Raw genomic sequence first — 18,490 nt, forward strand, 5'->3', positions numbered from 1 at the left:
GCGGGGAGGCCGCGGCGGAGCGGGCGCGCGACGCCTCCGGCGGAAACGACGGATCGCCCGCCCGATTCGCTCACCGGCCCTGATTTGTAGCGTCGCTGACGTTGTCCCGCGGACCCGCGGCGAAACGCCGTGCGACGCATGACGAGAGGTCACCTCATGCCCACATCCGAAACCCTGCCCCACGCGCGCCACTACATCGACGGGCAGTGGCAGGACTCCGGCTCCCGCGGCGAGTCACGCAACCCCGCGACCAACGGCCTGCTCGGCACCTTCGCCGACGGCGGTGCGCGGGAGGCGAGGGCCGCCGTGGCCGCGGCCCGAAGGGCCTTCGACTCCACCGCCTGGTCCCGCGACCGCCACCGGCGTGCGGCGGCGCTGCACGAACTGGCCGACCGGCTGGAGCAGCGCAAGGACGAGCTGATCACCCTCCTGGCGCGGGAGAACGGCAAAATACTCGCCGAGGCGGCCCTCGAAGTCGAGGGCACCGTGCCCAAGCTCCGCTACCACGCGGCGCTTTCCCTTACCGACCACGGCAGGGCCGGGGAAGTGCGACCCGGCGTGTACTCGATGACCCTGCGCGAAGCCGCGGGCGTCGCCGCGGTGATCGTGCCGTGGAACTCACCGGTCATCCTCTCGGCGCGATCCTTCGCACCCGCCCTGGCGGTCGGCTGCACCGTGGTCATGAAGATGCCGGCGCAGACCGGCCTGGTCAACGGAGTGCTGAGCGAGATCGTCGCCGACACCCCGAGCCTGGACCCGGGCGTGTTCAACGTCTTCACCGAGAGCGGCAACGCCGGGGCTCCGGAGCTGGTCTCCTCCCCGGACGTCGACGTGATCAGCTACACCGGCTCCACCGCGGTCGGCCGCGTGATCATGGAACAGGCCGCCCCGACGCTGAAAACACTGTCCATGGAACTGGGCGGAAAGACGCCGATGCTCGTCTTCGACGACGCCGACCTGGACGCCGTCGTGCCCGTGCTCACCAAGGCCGTCACCATGTTCGCGGGCCAGTTCTGCATGACGGGCAGTCGGATACTGGTCCAGCGCGGCGTGGCCGACGAACTCCGGCGGCGGCTCGTCGCCGCCCTCGAAACGGTCCGGGTCGGGCCCGGCGACGACCCCGCCAGCGAGATGGGCGCCATGATCGACGAAGGAAACGCCCAACGGGTCGAACAGACCGTGGCCGCCGCGGCCGACTACGCCACCGTCCTCGTGCGGGGCAGGCGGGATCGGGCGCTCCTCGGCCCGTCCCTGATCGAGGTCGCCGACGTGTCCTCGCCGATCGTGCAGCGCGAAGTGTTCGGGCCGGTCGCCACCTTCGAGGTGTTCGACTCCGAGGCCGACGCCGTGGCGCGTGCCAACGCCACCGAGTTCGGCCTGGCCGCGAGCGTCTGGACCCGTGATGTCGACCGCCCCCTGCGCGTCGGCCGCGAACTGCGGGCCGGGACCGTCTGGACCAACACCTGGGCCATGGTCCACGACCAGTTCGAGGAGGGCGGCTTCAAGCAGTCGGGAGTGGGCCGTCTGAACGGCATCCGCGGGATCGAGGAATTCCAGGAGACCAAGCACCTCGTGCGTGTGGCACCGCAGCTCTGACAGCTCACGACGGCGGAATGAGAAGCGATGACCGAGACGGACGACGTCGGCCCGGCCGACGTCACCCTGCTGACCGCGCGCGCTGTGGAACCCGGCTACGAGCAGGAATTCCGGGACTGGTTCGGGCGGGTGACCGACACCGCCTCAGCGTTTCCCGGACACCTGGGGGACGGGTTGTTCCGGCCCGCCACGGCCGCCGGGGCGTGGGTCCTGATCCACCGGTTCCGCGACCAGGAGTCCGCGCGGCACTGGACGACGTCACCTGAGCGGGCCGCACTGTTCGACTCCTGCGAGGGCCATCATCAGAGCGAGGTGGCGCGTCGCGAACTCTCCGGCATGGAGACCCTGTTCACCACTGCGCACGACACGCCCACGACGGCGCCGCCTCGGTGGAAGATGGCGCTCGCCGCGTTCACGGCCGTACTTCCGATCTCCCTGATCGGCAACGGTCTCCTGGGGCCGGCGCTCAGTGCTTGGCCGCTTGTGGCGCGGGTGCCGCTGCTCGCGCTGCTGTTCAGCACGTTGATGACGTATGTGATGATGCCGGCCGTGACCCTCGTCCTTCGCCGTTGGCTCTATGCCGCCGCCTCAACCGCGCGCGGGGGACCGACGCGATGACGCGGCCCCCGGGGCGGACCGCGCCGTCCTGCGGCTCGGCTTTCCGCGGGACGGTTCCATCGTCTGACGCGGCAGTTCCAGGGCCTGGTCCACGCCTTGGTCGGCCAGGTGGACGAGGTCGACGACGTGGTCGACGTCCGTCTCGTCTCCCGTACGGAGGATGATGTCCGCGATCTCCGGCACGGTCGACTCGGGGCCGGGTCGAACGCGGGACCCCGGACGGGCAACGCTCCGCGCCACGCACGGGTCGGGCATGGTGCGCAGCTGCCACGGAATCGTGTCCGTGTCCGTGTCTGTGTCCGTGCGGGGCTCTTCGCGATCAGGGGGGTGGACGTGCCGGGCAGGTCGAAGAACGCGAGGACGTCCGCGGGCCTCGGGTCCCGCGGCAGTGCCTCTCCCGGGGTCATTGATGGGAGTTCATCCGGTCGGGGCGGGACGGATGCTGCCGATGACCTGTTTCAGCGGCCCGTGTGATCGCCTCGAGTACCCGGTGGCGATCGAGTGCGACCGCGAAATCCGGCGCATCGGCGGTTCCGTCGTGGAGGTCGGCGGCGAACTGGGCGTAGAGACGGGCGACCCCCGCCGCGGGTGCGTCGAGTCCCAGGTCGGGAGCCGCATAAGCGGGAGGGACCTGTAGCACGTGGACGGGCTCGCTGCCGCGGCGCAGCGTGAGGGTGAGATCGGTGAAATGGAGGTAGCCCGACGCCGACTCCACACGCACACTGCCCTCGGTGCCCTGGATCTCCCACACCGTCGCCGGGCCGGCAGACTGCCCGGCACTGTAGTGCAGCGAAGTGACGATCCCGCCTTCGAGAACGCCGGCGACGACGATCTCGTCCGGCGCGTCCTTCGGGAGAGACGCGCCATCGGAGAGGCGGACGCCGTCACCGCGCTGATTGGCGACGACGGCGGACAGACGCTCGAACGTGCCGAGCACGCGCGCGAGCGGTTCGAGCCCGTGGCCGAGCATGATGCTCAGAAGCGTGGCGCCGTGCTTCGCGTGAGCCATGTACTCGACCGGCGGGTCATATCGGCCGACCCACATGTCGTCGGTCACATGCGCTCGGATGCTCGTGCTGAGCGGCTTGCCGATCACGCCTTGCGCGATGAGGTCGCGGAGGAAGAGGATCGGCGGGTGCAGGCCGCCCTGCAACCCGACAACCGTCCGCAGCCGCCGCTCGCGGGCAAACCCCTCCAGCGCTTCGGCCTCCGATAGGTTTCTTGCGAGCGGCCATTCGCAATAAACCATCTTGCCCGCGGCCAGCGCGTCGGAAACAATCTGCTTGTGGTCCGGCACCTTGACCGCAACCACCACCAGGTCGACCTCCGGTCGTACGACCAGAGCCTCATGTGTGTCGAAGGCGAGATCGGCGCCCAGCCGACGAGCGGTCGCGTTCGCGCTCTCCATACGAGTCGTACTGACGGCGCGGATCTGGAAAGCGTCGAGCGCCTGCAGCGCCGGGACGTGAGCGATTCCGCCCCAACCCCGTTCGGCACTGGCCCCGACAAGGCCGACGCCGATCCGGGTATTCGCTGAATTCGTCATCAGGATGCTCCTGCCGTGTGCAGCCCCGGCAACGCGCTCCGGGCCGCGTCACGATGATTCGTTTCCGGACAAATACGTGGGCACTCGGGCTCACCATGGCGAGCGGGCGATTACAGCCGTTCGCGTAGCGGCTGCGGGGTTTGAGCCCGAGTGCCCCAGGCGCAGGTTCTACCCGTGAGCCCAGTGGGCCTCGAGTTGGCGCGCGACATCGGCCGGACGCTCTATCATCGGCCAGTGCGAGCTGCGCAGCTTGAAGACGGCACGTGCGCGTGTGGCATTCCCGAGCTCGTCGGCGAAGCGGTGCGGAAGAAACGGATCGTCCAGGCCCCAGATCACCAGCGCTGGTGCGGTCACGTTGCTCAGACCCGGCTTCCACTCCGCCCCGACCTCGATCGCCGAACGGTAAAGGGCAAGAATGCTTGCTCTCATAGTGGCATCGAGATGCCGGACCGATTCGTTTGCCGCGTCGCGCGGCATCTGCGCCTCGTTGAGGCTTGCTGCGAACGCCTCGAGGTCGAGGTCCGCCATCCATTGCTCGCCCTCGCCTGGCGTTTGCCAGATCTTGGCAAGATAATGCCACGGATATTCCGGATCGATTGGTCCGCTGATGCCTGTCCAAGTCCGCACCAGATCCGGTCGGATAGACGCGAGACGGCCCGTGAGCAGAGATCCCCAATCATGACCGACCAGGTCGACGGGTTCGCCGATCTCTTCGATCCTCTTCACAAGCCAGTCGAGATACTCTTCTTTCGTCGACGTGAATCCCGCTGGCAGGGGTACGCCGAACCCGGGGAGATCGATCGTCACCACATCTTCGCGTTGAAGATAGGGGCGGACGGTGTCCCAAAGCCGGTGGGTATCAGGTACACCATGGACGAGGACTGCGGGCATTTCGGATTCTCCGCTTGTTTGTTGTCGTGGTGGAACGGCCGGTCGGCCGCGTCAGGGAAGAAGGATGACCTTGCCGTGGGTGTGGCCCGTGGCGACGAGGCGATGAGCGTCCGCGGCCTCGTCGAGTGGGAAGCTCCGGCCGATGCGTGCGGTCCATGCGCCGGCCGCGATCAGATCCAGGGCTTCCTGGACAGGGCCGCGGTCGCGGTTCCCGCTGCCCCCGGGGCTGAACGCGACGCCGTGTTGTGCGGCATCGCGGTCGGCGAGCGTCACGATCCGGTCGGGGCCGCCGAGAAGATCGACGAGGGCGGGAAGGAGCCCCTTGCCGGCGGTGTCGAGCGCGGCGTCGACCCCGCCAGGAGCGGCGGCACGGATGCGGTCGACCAGGCCCGGACCGTGGGCGACAGGGGTCGCTCCGAGACTCCTGACGAAGTCGGCGTTGGCAGTCCCGGCGACGCCGATCACCGTCACACCGCGCTGTCGCGCGAACTGCACGGCGGCGCCGCCCAGAGCACCGCTCGCGCCGGTGACCACGAGCGTTTCACCCGGGCGCAAGTGCAGAAGCCCGAGAGCCCTCGCCGCGTTGTCGGCGCCGATGACGGTAGCCGCGGCCTCCTCGAAGGAAACGCCGTCGGGGATCGTCGCGAAGTTGCCGCTGACCGTGTACTCGGCGTAGGAGCCCTGGGTGGCGGAGTCCGGCCACCCGGCGACGCGGTCGCCGACCACGCCCTCGTCGACGCCCGGGCCGACCGCCTCGACGACGCCGGCGAACTCGAATCCGATGATGGCGGGAGCACGCAGGCGGAACGCTCCGGCTCGTGCCTGGATCTCCGCCGGGTTCACCCCGGCGGCGTGAACCCGCACCAGTACTTGACCCGGACCCGGCACCGGTCGCGGAGCCTCCGCGACCCGCAACACGGAGGGTTCGCCGAACGAGGTGATGACGGCGGCTCTCATGGTGGTCCTTCTCGTTTACAAGGGTCGTTTGCTCGCACTGTTCAGAACAGTGTCAGGTCAGGAAGACCGGAGGATTCTCGCCCCGCAGGCGGTAGTCGGGCCGGGGCCGTTCGAGGCGGATCGATTCCAGCACGGTGTACGCGTGGTACTTGGTCTGGGTGGTGGCTCCCGCCAGCCGTTCCCACCAGAGCCGGCCGTCGCTCGTCTCCTTCTCGAGGACGTGGCGGGTGGTGTAGTTCGCCATGGAGCTGATCCAGTTCTCGGTGCCGACGAAGATCCTGTTCCAGCCGGTGCCGGTCACGATGTCGGCGAGCGCGTCCGAGCGGCTGAACCGCTCGACCGCCGCAGTCGCTCCCTCGAGCACGTCGGCGAAGTACTCCACGCACAGCTTCACCTGCTCGTAGGTGCCGTAATGCATGTGGTGCCCGCCGACGAAGTAGTCGAAGTCGTATGCGAGGATCTGGGACTGAGCTTCGTACCAGCCGGAGATGTTCTGCGAGGCGTCGCAGTGCATGAATGTGACGCTTCCCGGACTGACGATGTCGACGGCCGTGAGCACCTTCTGCCGGGGTGCGTAGATGAAGATGTTGCCGGGGCAGTGGTTCTCTCCCTTGTAGGAGAGCTGCAGGCTCACGCCGCCCACTTCGAGGACGAGTTCGTCGTCGAACGTCCTCGTCGGCAGGGGCCGCTTCGGGTCGGGGAAGCGCTCCAGGAGTTCCTTGGTGATGCGGTGGGCGACGATCTCGACGTCGGGGCCGAACACGGAGGCCGCGCCGATGTGATCGGCGTGCCAGTGGCTGTAGATGACGTGGGTCACCGGTCGGTCGGTGACGTCCTCGATCGCCGCCAGCATGTTCTCGCCCAGCGTCGGGGGCGCGTCGATCGCGACCACGCCCTCCTCGGTCACCACGAACGCGGCGTCGTAGCCGGCACTGGTGACCCAGTAGAAGCCGCCGCGCAGTTCTTCCACGTGGTAGCCGTACTTCTGGAAGTGCTCGCTCTGGAAATACGGGGGGTAATAGCCCTCGGGGTCCAACGGGTCGTCCGCCCCCGCGCGGGGGAATCCGTAGTGGTCGATCCCGTAGAAGCTGGGGGTTTCTTCGACGCTGATGGGTATCTGACTGCTCTGGCACATCGGCGGGAGCCTCTCTGTGTTCCTGGGAATCTGTCGAACGGGTGGTCTGTCCCGGTCACGTGAAGCGAAGGACCGCCTTGGTGACGCGGCCTGAGCCCGCGTCCTCGAACGCGGTGTTGATATCGGCGAAGTCGTAGAAGGACAGCAGCCGGTCGATGGGGAACCGGCCCGCTCGATAGAGCTGGGCAAGGTCGTTGATCAGGAGCGACGAGACGGCGTCGCCCTGGATGATGCCCTGAAGCGACTGTCCGAGCGTGAGCCGGCCGGCGTCGAGCACGGCGCCCGCTCCTTCGTGGAACGCCACGAAGCCGAATCGACCCATCGGTGCCAGGGCGCCGACCCCGGCGTCGAGGTTCTCCGCGCGGCCGCTCGTGTCGAGGACGTACTCCAGACCGCGTTCGTCGACGGCGCGGAGCGCGCGAGTCAGATCCCCGACCCGGTTGGGGTCGACGAGGTGCGTCGCTCCGAGATCGCGGGCCAGCCCGAGGCGGCCGGCGTCGACGTCGACGGCGACGATGGTGGTCGCCCCCGCGACATGTGCCGCCATGACCGCCGCCAGGCCCACCGCTCCCACGCCGAGGACCGCGAAGGACGCTCCCGCCGGCACGGCGAGGGCCTTGAGCACGGCCCCCGCGCCCGTCTGCAGCCCGCACCCCAGCGGAGCCATGACGTCGAGGGGCAGATCGCGGGGGACCTTGATCGTGTTCCGTTGGTGCGTCAGGGCGTGGGTGGCGAACGAGGACTGGCCGAAGAAGTGACCGTGCGGCTCGGCACCGTGGGCGACGTGGAGACCGTTCGAACCGTCCAGGCGGGCACCCGCGAAGTTGGCCGCCCAGACGTTGTCGCAGTAGGCCGCGTGCGAAGACATGCACGGCTTGCAGCGGCCGCACGAGTGGTAGGAGAGGACGACGTGGTCACCGGGCTCGACGGTGGTGACAGCGGCCCCCACGCGTTCGACGACTCCTCCTCCCTCGTGCCCCAGCACCACCGGCAGCGGCGTCGCCATGCGCTGCGCCCGCACGTGAGCGTCGGTCGCGCATATCCCGGTCGCGACGACGCGGACGAGCACCTCGTCGGGCCGCGGGTCCTCGATCTCGATGTCGCGGAATGCGAAAGGCCCGTCCCGCGCCTCGAGGACGGCGGCGCGCGCGGAGGTGGTCATACGCCGTGAGCCTGCCGCGAAGCGCCGCGAGCGCCATGGTGACGAGGAACTGACATCATCAACGACTCCCTGATCGGGGTTGTGGGCCTCGGGAACCCTTCAGCGGGTCCGAACCTATGTCGGCCGCCCGTACGCGCGGATCGGTCGCCGTATCCGTCACGGGCCCGGCCCTGCGAAGGCTGCCGCCATGCGGCCCCTGGTGTCCGCGACCTTGATCGCGGACACCAGGGGCTGACGGGTGGGGCGTCTCTGTCGGCCGTCCGTGCGTCTCCGGCAGCGGTGCACGGTGCCACGAGGCGGGGTGGCCTCACTGCCGGACGCCGGTCCGAGCGGCTTGTTCGACTCGGGCGACGAGTCGGCTGTTGTGGGCAGCGTGAGGGAATCCCGGGGTGTGGTGGGTGCCGTTAGTGATGTCGCGGGCCAGGCTGGCGTAGACCTCGCCGACGTTGAGGGAAGCGCCCGTCCAGATGTCGGCGGCGGTGGGGCCCGTGCCGGTGGCGACGAGGCTGTCGGGCGCGGTGAAGTCGACGTTCGACGAGAGGGTGAGGTCGCCGACCTGCACGCCTGCGGGGTGGTCGCCGGTCAGGTTCAGCCAGCCCTCCGATCCGCGTACTCTCAGGCTGAAACGGGCGTCGGCGGCGGGTACGCCCGCCAGGATCTGCACTCCGACCGGCGCCCCCGAGGAGGTCTTGGCGATGGCGTCCAGGTGATCCGGGACCTCGCGGACGGAGATCGCGCCGGTGTCCACCAATCTCACCTGTGGCCAGAGGAGTTCGGTGCGGGCGTCGATTTCGGTGATGTCGCCGAGAACGGCTTCGACGACATCCAGGACGTGGCCCGCGGCGATGGGGAGAAAGCCGGCTCCGGACGCCGCCTTGTCGAAGTACGCGTACGCGCTCACCGATTCCGGGCCGTTGCCGAAGGTCGTCGCGTCGACTCGTGCCGAGAGCAGCCGCCCGAGCCGGCCCTGAGCGATGATCTCCGCCGCGCGGCGTACCGAGGGGTTGAGCCGGCCCTGCAGGCCGATCGCGGTGTGCAGTGAGCCGGCCGCCTCAGCCATCTCTTCGGTCTGCGCGACGGTCGTGCCCAGCGGCGACTCCGCGTACACGGCCTTGTTCGCCGCGAGGGCCGCCAGGACGAGCTCGCGGTGAGCCGGGACCTTCACCGCGACGGTGACGAGGTCGATCGAAGGGTCACCGATGAGCGCGTAGGGGTCCGCGAACCAACGCTCGGCGCCGAACGCCTCGGCAGCGCCGCGCGCGCTCTCCTCGTGCCGCGTCGCCACACCGGCAAGGTGGAAGTCGGGCTGTGCCGCCAGCGCGGGTATGTGCGCTGCCCCCGCCCAGCTCGCCTTCGTGTCCGCGCCGATGATGCCGACACGGATGAGATCGCTTGACATGATGTGGTGTTCCGTTTCTTTCGCTGCGGCAGAATCTTGTTTGCCTCGCCCGGTTCGCCGCTCGATGCCCGGGCTCGCAGTGCTGACTCGGCGGATGGCGCGGGGCGATGGGCGGCTTCGTGCTTCTCTCACTGGTCGATGGCGGCCATGTCGGGCTCGGCATGGCGTTCGCCGGACGCCGGTGTCAGGTTGTTCAGGCGGGTGATCTGGCCTGGGGTGAGCCGGATGCCGTCGGCGGCGCTGTTCTCCTCGAGGCGGTCGCTACGTTTCGTCCCCGGAATGGGCGCGATGCCGTCGCCTCGCGTGAGCAACCAGGCCAGAGCGACCTGCGCGGGGGTGGCCTCGACTTCGTCGGCGACCTCGCGTACCTGGTCGACGATGCGCAGGTTGCGCGTGAGGTTGTCGCCGGTGAACCGGGGATTGGAGCGACGCCAGTCGGTGGCGTCCAGGCCGTCGAGGGTGCCGATGTCGCCGGCGAGGAAGCCGTGTCCCAGCGGTGAGTAGGGAACCAGTCCGATGCCGAGCTCACGCAGCGTGGGGAGCACTTCGGCCTCGGGATCTCGTGCCCACAGCGAGTACTCGCTCTGGACGGCGGCCACGGGATGGACCGCGTGGGCCCGGCGAATGGTCGCCGCCGCCGCCTCCGACAGTCCGATGTGGAGGACCTTCCCCGCCTCCACCAGCTCGCTGAGCGCCCCCACCGTCTCCTCGATGGGAGTGCGGGGGTCGACCCGGTGCTGGTAGTAGAGGTCGATGCGGTCGGTTCCGAGCCGCCGCAGTGAGCCGTCGACCGCCGTGCGAATGTTGGCGGGGGTGCTGTCCGGGCCCGGCCGGCCGGTGTGGGAGACGAGGCCGAACTTGGTGGCGAGAACAACGTCGTCCCGGCGGCCCTTGATCGCGCGACCCACCAGTCCCTCGTTGACGTAGGGCCCGTACACCTCGGCGGTATCCAGATGGGTGACACCGAGGTCGACGGCGCGGTGAATGGTGCGGATCGACTCGGCTTCGTCCCGACCGGCGCCGGTGTAGTACGCCGACATCCCCATGACACCCAGGCCGATGCGCGAGACATCGAGCCTGCCGAGAGACGTGGACCGCATCTGTTGTCCTTTCCTGAACCTGCCCGCCGGCCCCGCGTGTCCGCGAGGGGCAGGCCTCAGCGCCGCAGAAGGGTGCGTAACGGGGGCGATGGCACATCGCGCCGCTGTTGCTTACGCGCTCGGTCGGCAGCGAAGAGAACTTGACGCGTCAAGTTCCACTCCATCGAACTTGACGCGTCAATAAGTGGGTCTAGGATGTCCTCATGGCGAGCACGGCAGATGACACGAACGGCCAGCGACGCCGGCGTCCACGGACCGGGTCCGAGACGGCGGCGCTTGCCGGAGAAGGCTCCGGCTCGGGGGAGTCCACTGGTGCGGTTGCCGAGACGCGATGGCTGAACGGCGACGAGCTTGCGGCGTGGCTGGCCAACTCCGCGATCATGATCAGCCTGCCGGCTGCGCTGGATGCGCGCATGCAGCGCGAGGCCCAACTGACCTTCTTCGAGTACATGGTGCTCTCGGTCCTGTCCGAGCAGCCGGATCGCACCATGCAGATGAGCGCCCTGGCCGCGCGAACGGCGGCGTCACTGTCGAGGCTGTCCCATGTCGTCGGTCGGCTTGAGAAGCGCGCACTGCTCGCACGGAACCGGATCCCCGGCTCCGGAAGGCGCACCGCCGCGACGCTGACCGAGGCCGGGTACGAGGTGGTCGTGGCAGCGGCGCCGGGACACGTCGCCGCGGTCCGCGAGTACCTGATCGATGATCTCGAGCCCCAAGAGCTGGCGGCACTGCGCCGCATCGGTGCCGCGGTGGACGCGGCCATCAAGCGCGACCGACCCGACACGGGCTCCGCGGCTTCCCCTCCGTCAGAAGCACCGACGACCCGCAGCGGACCGAGGCGTACCGCGGACTGACGGAGAAGCGGCGCCACCGCTGTCTCCTGAGCTCGACGCGCGCCGTACCGCGGCCGTTCCGCTCGTCGCCCACGCGACTCGCTCCCTGCCCTGAAATGTTCGCCGGTGTCCGTCTTCGGCGCTGCGAACGGTCCCCAACACGGGAACGCGTGGCCATCTCCGAGTGGTGCGGTAGTCCCTGACCGGAAACGACGAAAGGTCCGTTGAGCTGGGAGGAAACCTCCCGCTCAACGGACCTTCGACACCGTCGGGACGGCGGGATTTGAACCCACGACCCCTTGACCCCCAGTCAAGTGCGCTACCAAACTGCGCCACGTCCCGGTGCCCGTCTGATCTGGGGCTTTGCCCTCGATCAGCGCGCGGTAGAACCATACCGCATGGGCGGGGGTGCTCGCTCAACCCCGGGTGGGGGGCGGGGGAGAGGCGGTGCCGGGCGGTGCCGTCACGCGGCACCGGGCTCGCGCCGGGACGCGGTCCCGGCCCGCCGGGGGGCGGCCCGCGTGGGGTCGCCCGAACCCCGGACAGGCCGTTGACGTGCGGGGACGCGCGCCGTAGCTTGCCGCAGTCGATCATTGGCCGGCCCGAGGCGGGCGCGGCCGGGAAGGGAGGTCGGCCGTGGCGCTGACCGATCTGTCGTTGGAGGAACTGCGGCGTTACGACTCGGGGCTCTCCGCGCCCCCCGACTTCGCCGAGTTCTGGTCCGGGACGCTCGACGCCGCGCGGGCGGCGGGGGAGGGCGTGGAGGCGGTGTACCGGCCGGTGGCCGACTCGCCGCTGACCTCGGTCGACGTCTACGACGTCCGCTTCCCCGGCTGGGCCGGCGAGCCCGTCGCCGCCTGGCTGCTGCTGCCGAGGAACGCCCCGGGCCCGCTGCCGGCCGTGGTCACCTACCAGGGCTACAGCGGGGGGCGCGGGCCGCACCTGGACCGGCTGCTGTGGAGCGCCGCCGGCTACGCGCACCTGGTGGTCGACAGCCGGGGTCAGGGCCACGAGACGCCCGACTCCGACCCCTCCTCGGCGCCGCAGTGGGTGCGCGGATTCATGACGCGCGGCATAGCCAGCCGCGAGGAGTACTACTACCGGCGGCTGATGACCGACTGCGTGCGCGCGGTGGAGGCGCTGCGCGCCCACCCGGCCGTCGACCGGGACCGGGTGGTCGTCTCCGGCGGCAGCCAGGGCGGCGGGCTGACCCTCGCGGTGGCCGGGCTGCTCGGGGACGCGGTGGCCGGGGCGCTGGTGGACGTGCCGTTCCTGTGCCACTACCGGCGCGGGGCCGACATCGCGGGGGCGGGACCCTACCCCGAGCTGGTGAGTTACCTGGGCGCGCACCAACGGGTCGAGCCCGCGCGGGTGTTCGACGTGCTGGCGTACTTCGACGGCCAGCACTTCGCCGCGCGGGCGACCGCCCCCGCGCTGTTCAGCGTGGCGTTGATGGACCCGGTCTGCCCGCCGTCGACGGTCTACGCCGCCTACAACCGCTACGCGGGGGAGAAGGACATCACGGTCTGGGAGTTCTCCGACCACGCGGGCGGCGGCTCGGACCAGCAGGTGCGGCAGCTGGCCTGGCTGGCCGGGCGCGGGCTGGCTCCCACCGGCTGAACGGCGACGGAACCGGGGCTCCCCGGACGGGGACGGAACCGGGGCTTCCCGGACGGCGACGGCGGGGTGAACGCCCGCGGAACGGTGCCGCGTTCCCCCGCGGGGAGCCCCGGAGCCGCCAGGACCCCTGGACAGGGCCACCCGATCACCTGTTTTAATTGCCCTATTGCGAGTTGTTCGCAATAACAACCGATGTGACGCTCGGCAGGGGTGTGGTGATGACGGTCCGCAGGCGGGTCCGTGACGGTGCCGTGGCGGGGGCGGTGGCCGCGCTGGTCGCCGTCGCCGGCTGCTCGACGCCCGGCGACGCCGACGGCGGCGACTCCGCCGGCGGCGGCCGGGACAGCGTGGTGGTGGGCATAGCCAACGAGCCGGAGACGCTGAGCCCGCTGCTCGGCTACGGCAAGGACGGCAACTCCAAGATCTTCGACGGGCTGCTCCGCCGCGACGAGAACCTGGAGCTCCAGCCGGCGCTCGCCGCCGAGCTGCCGGAGGTCGGCGAGGACGGGCTCACCTACCGCTTCCCGCTCAGGGAGGACGTCACCTTCAGCGACGGCGAACCGTTCACCGCGGCCGACGTCGTCTTCACCTACGAGACGATCCTCGACGACGGCACCAACAACGCCGCCAAGGGCGAGCTGGACGCGGTCGAGAGCGTCGAGGCCGCGGGCGACCACGAGGTGCTCTTCACCCTGAAGTACCCGTACGCCGCGTTCACCGAGCGCACCGTGCTGCCCATCGCCGCCCGGCACGTCGCCGGCGAGCAGGACGTCAACACCGGCTCCTACAACACCGAGCCCGTCGGCACCGGCCCCTACACCCTCACCGACTGGTCGCCCGGCGAGCGCATCTCGTTGACCGCCAACCCCGACTACTGGGACGGCGCCCCCGAGGTCGAACGGGTCACCATGGCCGTCATCCCCGACGACGACGTGCGCGCCACCCGGCTGCGCTCCGGGGACCTGGACGCCGCCGTCCTCCCGCCCAACCTCGCCGAGGGCTTCGCCGGCGAGGACGGGATGACCACCGTCACCGCCGAGAGCGCCGACTTCCGCGCCGTGACCCTGCCCTCGGACAACCCGGTCACCGGCGACACCGCCGTCCGCCGCGCGCTGGACCTCGCCGTCGACCGGGAGTTGATGGTCGACAGCATCCTGCTGGGCGCCGGCCACCCCGCGCACAGCGCGATCCCCACCGCCAGCCCGTGGTTCGCCGAGGGCACCGAGCGGGCCCACGACCCCGAGGAGGCCGGCCGCCTGCTGGACGAGGCCGGCTGGGAACTGGGCGAGGGCGACGTGCGGGAACGGGACGGGCAGCGCGCCGCGTTCACCCTCTGGTACCCGGCGGGCGACCGGCTGCGCCAGGAGCACGCCCTGGCCTACGCCTCGGACGCCAAGGAGATCGGCGTCGACATCACCGTGGAGTCCGGCTCCTGGGAGGTCATCGACGGCCGTCTCGCCGAGGACGCCGTCCTCTCCGGCGGCGGCGAACCCACCGACCCCGACTTCCAGCTGTACAACCTGCTCCACTCCGAGCTGGCGGGGAACGGCTACAACAACATGGCCCACTACCGGAACGACGCCGTGGACGAGGCGCTGGACGCCGGACGGCGCAGCGCCGAGCAGGCGGAGCGCGAGGCCGCCTACGAGGCGGTGCAGCGCGAGCTGCTGGAGGACCCCGGCTACACCTTCCTCACCCACGTCGACCACGTCTACGTGATGGCCGACGCCTGGGACGGGGTCACCACCCAGGTCGAGCCGCACGACCACGGACTGGGGCACGGTCCCTGGTGGAACGTGGAGGACTGGCGCGTGCGCCCGTGACCGTGCCCTGGCCGGCGGTGGCGCGCCTGGTGGGGCGGCGGGCGCTGGCCGCCGTGCCGGTGCTGGTCGTGGTGACCCTCGGGATGTTCGCCGTCGCCGCGGCCTCGCCGTTCGACCCGGTGCGGCGCTATGTCGGGGAGAGTTCGGGCGCCTCCCAGGAGACGCTGGACGCGCTGCGCGAGAACCTCTCGCCCGACGGCACCTTCGTCGAGCAGTGGTGGAGCTGGCTCACCTCGGCGCTCGGCGGCGACCTCGGGCAGTCCCTGGCGCTGCGCCAGCCGGTCTCCCAGGTCATCGCGGAACGGATCGGCTGGTCGCTGCTGCTGTGCGCGGTCGCGTTCGTCGGCTCCGTGCTGCTGGGCACCGCGCTCGGCGTGCTCGCCGCGCGGCGGGAGGGCGGCTGGCTGGACCGGACCGTCACCTCCCTCGGCTACACCCTCCAGGCGGCGCCCCCGTTCTGGCTGGCGCTGCTGGCGATCTGGCTCTTCGCGCTCCAGCTCGACGTGCTGCCCGCCGGCGGCCTCACCGAGGCGGGCGAGGACACCGTCACCTCGGGCGGCCTGCTGAGCCATCTGGCGCTGCCGGCCGCCGTGTTGACCGTCTCGCAGCTGCCGTGGTTCGTGCTCTACGTCCGCCAGGGCGTCACCGACGCCCTGCACGAGGACCCGGTGCGCGGGGCGCGGGCGCGCGGGGTGAGCGAGCGGACGGTGCTGCTCGGCCACGGGCTGCGCTCCGGGCTGCTCCCCGTGCTCACCCTGGTCGGCACCCGCATCCCCGAGCTGATCACCGGGGCGCTGCTGGTGGAGACCGTCTTCAGCTGGCCGGGCATCGCCTCGGCCACCGTGCGCGCGGCCACGGCGACGGACTTCCCGCTGCTGGCCGCGCTCACCGCCCTCTCGGCGCTCGCGGTGCTGGCCGGCAACCTGCTGGCCGACCTCCTCTACGGGCTCGCCGATCCGCGCGTCGACCTGAACGAGATGTGACCGCCATGGCACAGGAATCCGCCCCGACCACCGCCGCGGCGCCCGCGTCCGCCGGGGCCGGCTGGCGCCCCGTGGGCGACGCGCGACGCGGCACCCGCCGGGTGCGGGCCGTGGTCTCCTGCGCGCTGGTGGGACTCGCGGCGCTGGCGGTGCTGCTGGTGCCGGTGTTCTTCCCGCTGGACCAGCAGGCCGTCGACCTCACGGCCAAACTGCTGCCGCCCTCCGGCGCGCACCCGTTCGGCACCGACGACATGGGCCGGGACCTGCTGCTGCGCAGCGTCTACGGGCTGCGGGTCTCACTGCTGGTGGGGCTCGTCGCCGCCCTGGTGGCCAGCTTCATCGGGCTGGCGCTCGGCTGTCTGGCCGGGGCGGTCGGCGGCTGGTTCGACCGGGTGCTGATGCGGGTCGTCGACACGTTCACCGCCGTGCCGCACCTGCTGATGGGTGTCTTCATCGTGGCGATGTTCCGGCCCGGCGTCTGGCCGGTGGTCGCCTCCGTGGGGCTGACGCACTGGGTCTCCACCGCCCGCATCGTGCGGGCCGAGGTCCACTCGCTGCGCTCCCGGCCGTTCGTGGACGCCGCGATCTCCGGCGGCGCCTCCCGGCTGCGGGTGGCCGCGCGCCATCTGCTGCCGGCCGTGCTGCCGCAGGCGGGGCTCGCGGCGGTGCTGATGGTGCCGCACGCGGTGTGGCACGAGTCGGCGCTGTCCTTCCTCGGGCTCGGCATCCCCGCCCACCAGGCGAGCCTGGGCACCATGATCAACGGTGCGCGCGGCTCGCTGTCGGCCGGCGACTGGTGGCCGACGCTCTTCCCCGGGCTGTTCATCGTGGTCACCACCCTGGCCGTCGCCGGAGTCGCGGGACTGTGGCGCGAACGGATCAACCCACGCCGCCGATCGGAGCTGGTCCTGTGACCGAGGCACCCCCCACCACCCGCCCCGCGCCGCCCGCCCGGCGGTCCCCGGAGGGCGAGCCGCTGCTGAGCGTGGCCGGCCTGTCGGTGCGGTTCCTGATGCCGGGCGGGCGCGACGTGGCGGCCGTCGAGGACGTCTCCTTCGACCTGGCCGCCGGCGAGTGCCTGGCGCTGGTGGGGGAGAGCGGCTGCGGCAAGTCCGTGCTCGCCTCCGCCCTGCTGGGGCTGCTGCCGGCCAACGCCATGGTCCGGGGCGGCGCCCGGCTGGCGCCTGAGGGACCGGACCTGCTCACCGCCGACCAGGCGACGCTCTCGCGCACCGTGCGCGGTCGCCGCCTGGGGCTGATCCCGCAGAGCCCGTCGGCCCACCTCACCCCGGTGCGCACCGTCCGCTCCCAACTGGAGGAGACCGTCAGGGAGATCACCGACGTCCCCCGCTCCAAGCTCAGGGCCGCCGGGGAACGGGCCGCGGAGCGCGCCGCGTTCCCCCTCGACCACCTGGACCGCCACCCGCACCAGCTCTCCGGCGGCCTCGCCCAACGCGCCGCCACCGCGCTGGCGTTGGTCGGCGACGCCCCGCTGCTGATCGCCGACGAGCCGACCACCGGGCTCGACCGCGACCTGGTCGACCGCACCGTGGACGAGCTGCGCCGCCATGTCGACGACGGACGCGGGCTGTTGGTGATCACCCACGACCTGGCCGCCGCCGAGCGGATCGCCGACCGGGTCGCCGTGATGTACGCCGGGCGGATCGTCGAACTCGCCCGCGCCGACGCCTTCTTCGGCTCTCCCGGCCCCCGGCACCCCTACGCCGCCGGGCTGTTGGACGCGCTGCCTGAGCGCGCGTTCACGCCGATCCCGGGGATGCCGCCCGAGCTGGACGCGCTGCCCGCCGGCTGCGCCTTCGCGCCCCGCTGCCCGGCGGCCACCGACGCCTGCGGCGCGCTTCCCGCCCTGGCCGGCGGCGTCGCCTGCCACCACCCGAGGGAGGCCGCCCGTGCTTGAGCTGGAACGCATCACCGCCGGCTACGACCGCCGCGCCCCCGTGGTGCGGGAGCTGTCCCTGGCGGTCGCCGACGGCGAGGCCGTCGGACTGCTCGGCCCGAGCGGCTGCGGCAAGTCCACGCTCGCCCGGGTCGCCGCGCTGCTGCACCGCCCCTACGCCGGCACCGTCCGGCTCGCCGGCCGCCCGGCCGGCGGCTTCCGCTTCCGCGCGCCCCGGGAGCAGCGCACCGCCGTCGGCCTGGTCTTCCAACAGCCCCGCCTGGCCGCCGACCCCAGGATGACGCTCCGCCAGCTGATCGCCGCGCCCGCCCACGCCACCGGCCGGGGCGACGAGCTGGCCGGCCGCGTGGACGAGTGGGCCGCGACCGTCGGTCTCACCACCGAACTGCTGACCCGCCACCCCCACCAGGTCAGCGACGGGCAACTGCAACGCGCCTGTGTGGCGCGGGCGTTGCTGCTCAGGCCGGCGCTGCTGATCTGCGACGAGATGACCGCCATGCTGGACGCCTCCACGACGGCCGCGCTGGTCGCCGTCGTCGAGGAGTACCGCGCCGCCTCCGGCGCCGCGCTGCTGGCCGTGGGCCACGACCGGGTGCTGCTGCGCCGCTGGTGCGACCGGGTCGTCGACTTCCCCGCCGTTCAATCGAACCGGTCGGAGACGGCGCCGACCAGCAGCCCCAGCACGAGCAGCACCACCGAGGCGAAGACCTCGTAGCCGTCGAGGAACCCGATCCGGTGCACCACGGTCCACAGGTCGAACCAGTCCAGGAAGTAGTGCGCCAGGCCGCCCGCGCCCTGGGTCAGCAGCACGAAGCTGAGGAAACCGAGAATCTTCTGCATGGCCGGCACGCTAGGCGGGCCACCCGTCGCGCCGCGTCGGCCGAAGGTCGCCGGCGGACGCGACCTTGG

Annotated in this window: 17 protein-coding genes and 1 tRNA gene; 9 read left to right on the top strand and 9 right to left on the bottom strand. The window is 71.2% G+C overall.

The annotated features are described in order from the left end of the window. The first annotated feature begins 156 nt into the window (after nt 1-156). Together CRP51_RS12340 and CRP51_RS12345 are read left to right on the top strand one after the other, a co-directional pair. Nucleotides 157-1,596, top strand: coding sequence for an aldehyde dehydrogenase family protein (locus CRP51_RS12340; RefSeq protein WP_097231159.1), 1,440 nt, complete (start codon nt 157-159; stop codon nt 1,594-1,596). Nucleotides 1,597-1,623: 27 nt separating this feature from the next. Next, the gene (locus CRP51_RS12345) at nt 1,624-2,214 is read left to right on the top strand and encodes an antibiotic biosynthesis monooxygenase (protein WP_097231160.1); all 591 of its coding nucleotides are present in this window, start codon (nt 1,624-1,626) and stop codon (nt 2,212-2,214) included. Nucleotides 2,215-2,617: 403 nt separating this feature from the next. Here CRP51_RS12345 and CRP51_RS12355 read toward each other — a convergent pair whose 3' ends face one another. The 7 genes from CRP51_RS12355 to CRP51_RS12385 all read right to left on the bottom strand — a co-directional run bounded on the left by CRP51_RS12355 (nt 2,618) and on the right by CRP51_RS12385 (nt 10,404). Continuing rightward, the gene (locus CRP51_RS12355) at nt 2,618-3,760 is read right to left on the bottom strand and encodes a Gfo/Idh/MocA family protein (protein WP_097231162.1); all 1,143 of its coding nucleotides are present in this window, start codon (nt 3,758-3,760) and stop codon (nt 2,618-2,620) included. Nucleotides 3,761-3,928: 168 nt separating this feature from the next. After that, entirely contained in the window at nt 3,929-4,651 is a 723-nt protein-coding gene (locus CRP51_RS12360) for an alpha/beta fold hydrolase (protein ID WP_097231163.1), read from the bottom strand. 51 nt (nt 4,652-4,702) lie between these two features. Continuing rightward, entirely contained in the window at nt 4,703-5,608 is a 906-nt protein-coding gene (locus CRP51_RS12365) for an NADP-dependent oxidoreductase (RefSeq protein WP_097231164.1), read from the bottom strand. Between the two features lie 52 nt (nt 5,609-5,660). Next, on the bottom strand, nt 5,661-6,743 hold the full coding sequence (locus CRP51_RS12370) for an MBL fold metallo-hydrolase (RefSeq protein WP_097231166.1): 1,083 nt from the start codon (nt 6,741-6,743) through the stop codon (nt 5,661-5,663). A 55-nt stretch (nt 6,744-6,798) separates the two neighbouring features. Next, entirely contained in the window at nt 6,799-7,905 is a 1,107-nt protein-coding gene (locus tag CRP51_RS12375) for an NAD(P)-dependent alcohol dehydrogenase (RefSeq protein WP_097231167.1), read from the bottom strand. Nucleotides 7,906-8,212: 307 nt separating this feature from the next. Continuing rightward, a complete protein-coding gene (locus tag CRP51_RS12380) occupies nt 8,213-9,304 on the bottom strand; it encodes a Gfo/Idh/MocA family protein (RefSeq protein ID WP_097231168.1) in 1,092 nt (363 codons plus the stop codon). Nucleotides 9,305-9,432: 128 nt separating this feature from the next. Beyond that, on the bottom strand, nt 9,433-10,404 hold the full coding sequence (locus CRP51_RS12385; protein WP_097231169.1) for an aldo/keto reductase: 972 nt from the start codon (nt 10,402-10,404) through the stop codon (nt 9,433-9,435). Nucleotides 10,405-10,607: 203 nt separating this feature from the next. On the opposite strand from CRP51_RS12385, the gene CRP51_RS12390 reads away from it, so the two are divergent. Continuing rightward, nucleotides 10,608-11,258: a MarR family winged helix-turn-helix transcriptional regulator gene (locus tag CRP51_RS12390; protein WP_097231170.1), complete on the top strand. Its 651-nt coding sequence runs from the start codon at nt 10,608-10,610 to the stop codon at nt 11,256-11,258. Between the two features lie 247 nt (nt 11,259-11,505). Here CRP51_RS12390 and CRP51_RS12395 read toward each other — a convergent pair. Then, nucleotides 11,506-11,579: transfer RNA gene (locus CRP51_RS12395), tRNA-Pro, on the bottom strand. A gap of 294 nt (nt 11,580-11,873) precedes the next feature. Between CRP51_RS12395 and CRP51_RS12400 the strand changes: the two genes are divergently transcribed. The 6 genes from CRP51_RS12400 to CRP51_RS12425 all read left to right on the top strand — a co-directional run bounded on the left by CRP51_RS12400 (nt 11,874) and on the right by CRP51_RS12425 (nt 18,296). Then, nucleotides 11,874-12,857 (top strand): acetylxylan esterase, encoded by a 984-nt coding sequence (locus CRP51_RS12400; protein WP_097231171.1) that lies wholly within the window; start codon nt 11,874-11,876, stop codon nt 12,855-12,857. A 218-nt stretch (nt 12,858-13,075) separates the two neighbouring features. After that, the gene (locus tag CRP51_RS12405) at nt 13,076-14,680 is read left to right on the top strand and encodes an ABC transporter substrate-binding protein (protein ID WP_097231172.1); all 1,605 of its coding nucleotides are present in this window, start codon (nt 13,076-13,078) and stop codon (nt 14,678-14,680) included. Further along, nucleotides 14,677-15,663, top strand: coding sequence for an ABC transporter permease (locus CRP51_RS12410; RefSeq protein ID WP_245880542.1), 987 nt, complete (start codon nt 14,677-14,679; stop codon nt 15,661-15,663). The genes CRP51_RS12405 and CRP51_RS12410 overlap by 4 nt, the downstream gene beginning before the upstream one ends. Before the next feature lie 5 nt (nt 15,664-15,668). Further along, nucleotides 15,669-16,577, top strand: coding sequence for an ABC transporter permease (locus CRP51_RS12415; RefSeq protein ID WP_097231318.1), 909 nt, complete (start codon nt 15,669-15,671; stop codon nt 16,575-16,577). Beyond that, nucleotides 16,574-17,581 carry an ABC transporter ATP-binding protein gene (locus tag CRP51_RS12420; protein WP_439333157.1) on the top strand — a complete coding sequence of 336 codons (1,008 nt, stop codon included), beginning with the start codon at nt 16,574-16,576 and terminating at the stop codon, nt 17,579-17,581. The genes CRP51_RS12415 and CRP51_RS12420 overlap by 4 nt, the downstream gene beginning before the upstream one ends. Then, nucleotides 17,574-18,296, top strand: coding sequence for an ABC transporter ATP-binding protein (locus CRP51_RS12425; RefSeq protein WP_097231173.1), 723 nt, complete (start codon nt 17,574-17,576; stop codon nt 18,294-18,296). Before CRP51_RS12420 ends, CRP51_RS12425 begins: the two co-directional genes overlap by 8 nt. Here CRP51_RS12425 and CRP51_RS12430 read toward each other — a convergent pair. Then, complete coding sequence (locus CRP51_RS12430) at nt 18,221-18,421, bottom strand: hypothetical protein (protein ID WP_097231174.1); 201 nt, start codon at nt 18,419-18,421, stop codon at nt 18,221-18,223. The genes CRP51_RS12425 and CRP51_RS12430 overlap by 76 nt on opposite strands. Nucleotides 18,422-18,490 lie beyond the last annotated feature (69 nt).

This window comes from Streptomyces zhaozhouensis, from assembly GCF_900230195.1.
GTDB classification, from domain to species: domain Bacteria; phylum Actinomycetota; class Actinomycetes; order Streptomycetales; family Streptomycetaceae; genus Streptomyces; species Streptomyces zhaozhouensis.

Bases quoted from the DNA above. Each gene is read 5' to 3' on its own strand.
- CRP51_RS12370 (WP_097231166.1), bottom strand. From the start codon at position 6,743: ATGTGCCAGAGCAGTCAGATACCCATCAGCGTCGAAGAAACCCCCAGC.
- CRP51_RS12405 (WP_097231172.1), top strand. From the start codon at position 13,076: ATGACGGTCCGCAGGCGGGTCCGTGACGGTGCCGTGGCGGGGGCGGTG.
- CRP51_RS12415 (WP_097231318.1), top strand. From the start codon at position 15,669: ATGGCACAGGAATCCGCCCCGACCACCGCCGCGGCGCCCGCGTCCGCC.
- CRP51_RS12340 (WP_097231159.1), top strand. From the start codon at position 157: ATGCCCACATCCGAAACCCTGCCCCACGCGCGCCACTACATCGACGGG.
- CRP51_RS12375 (WP_097231167.1), bottom strand. From the start codon at position 7,905: ATGACCACCTCCGCGCGCGCCGCCGTCCTCGAGGCGCGGGACGGGCCT.
- CRP51_RS12355 (WP_097231162.1), bottom strand. From the start codon at position 3,760: ATGACGAATTCAGCGAATACCCGGATCGGCGTCGGCCTTGTCGGGGCC.
- CRP51_RS12360 (WP_097231163.1), bottom strand. From the start codon at position 4,651: ATGCCCGCAGTCCTCGTCCATGGTGTACCTGATACCCACCGGCTTTGG.
- CRP51_RS12365 (WP_097231164.1), bottom strand. From the start codon at position 5,608: ATGAGAGCCGCCGTCATCACCTCGTTCGGCGAACCCTCCGTGTTGCGG.
- CRP51_RS12390 (WP_097231170.1), top strand. From the start codon at position 10,608: ATGGCGAGCACGGCAGATGACACGAACGGCCAGCGACGCCGGCGTCCA.
- CRP51_RS12430 (WP_097231174.1), bottom strand. From the start codon at position 18,421: ATGCAGAAGATTCTCGGTTTCCTCAGCTTCGTGCTGCTGACCCAGGGC.
- CRP51_RS12380 (WP_097231168.1), bottom strand. From the start codon at position 9,304: ATGTCAAGCGATCTCATCCGTGTCGGCATCATCGGCGCGGACACGAAG.
- CRP51_RS12345 (WP_097231160.1), top strand. From the start codon at position 1,624: ATGACCGAGACGGACGACGTCGGCCCGGCCGACGTCACCCTGCTGACC.
- CRP51_RS12385 (WP_097231169.1), bottom strand. From the start codon at position 10,404: ATGCGGTCCACGTCTCTCGGCAGGCTCGATGTCTCGCGCATCGGCCTG.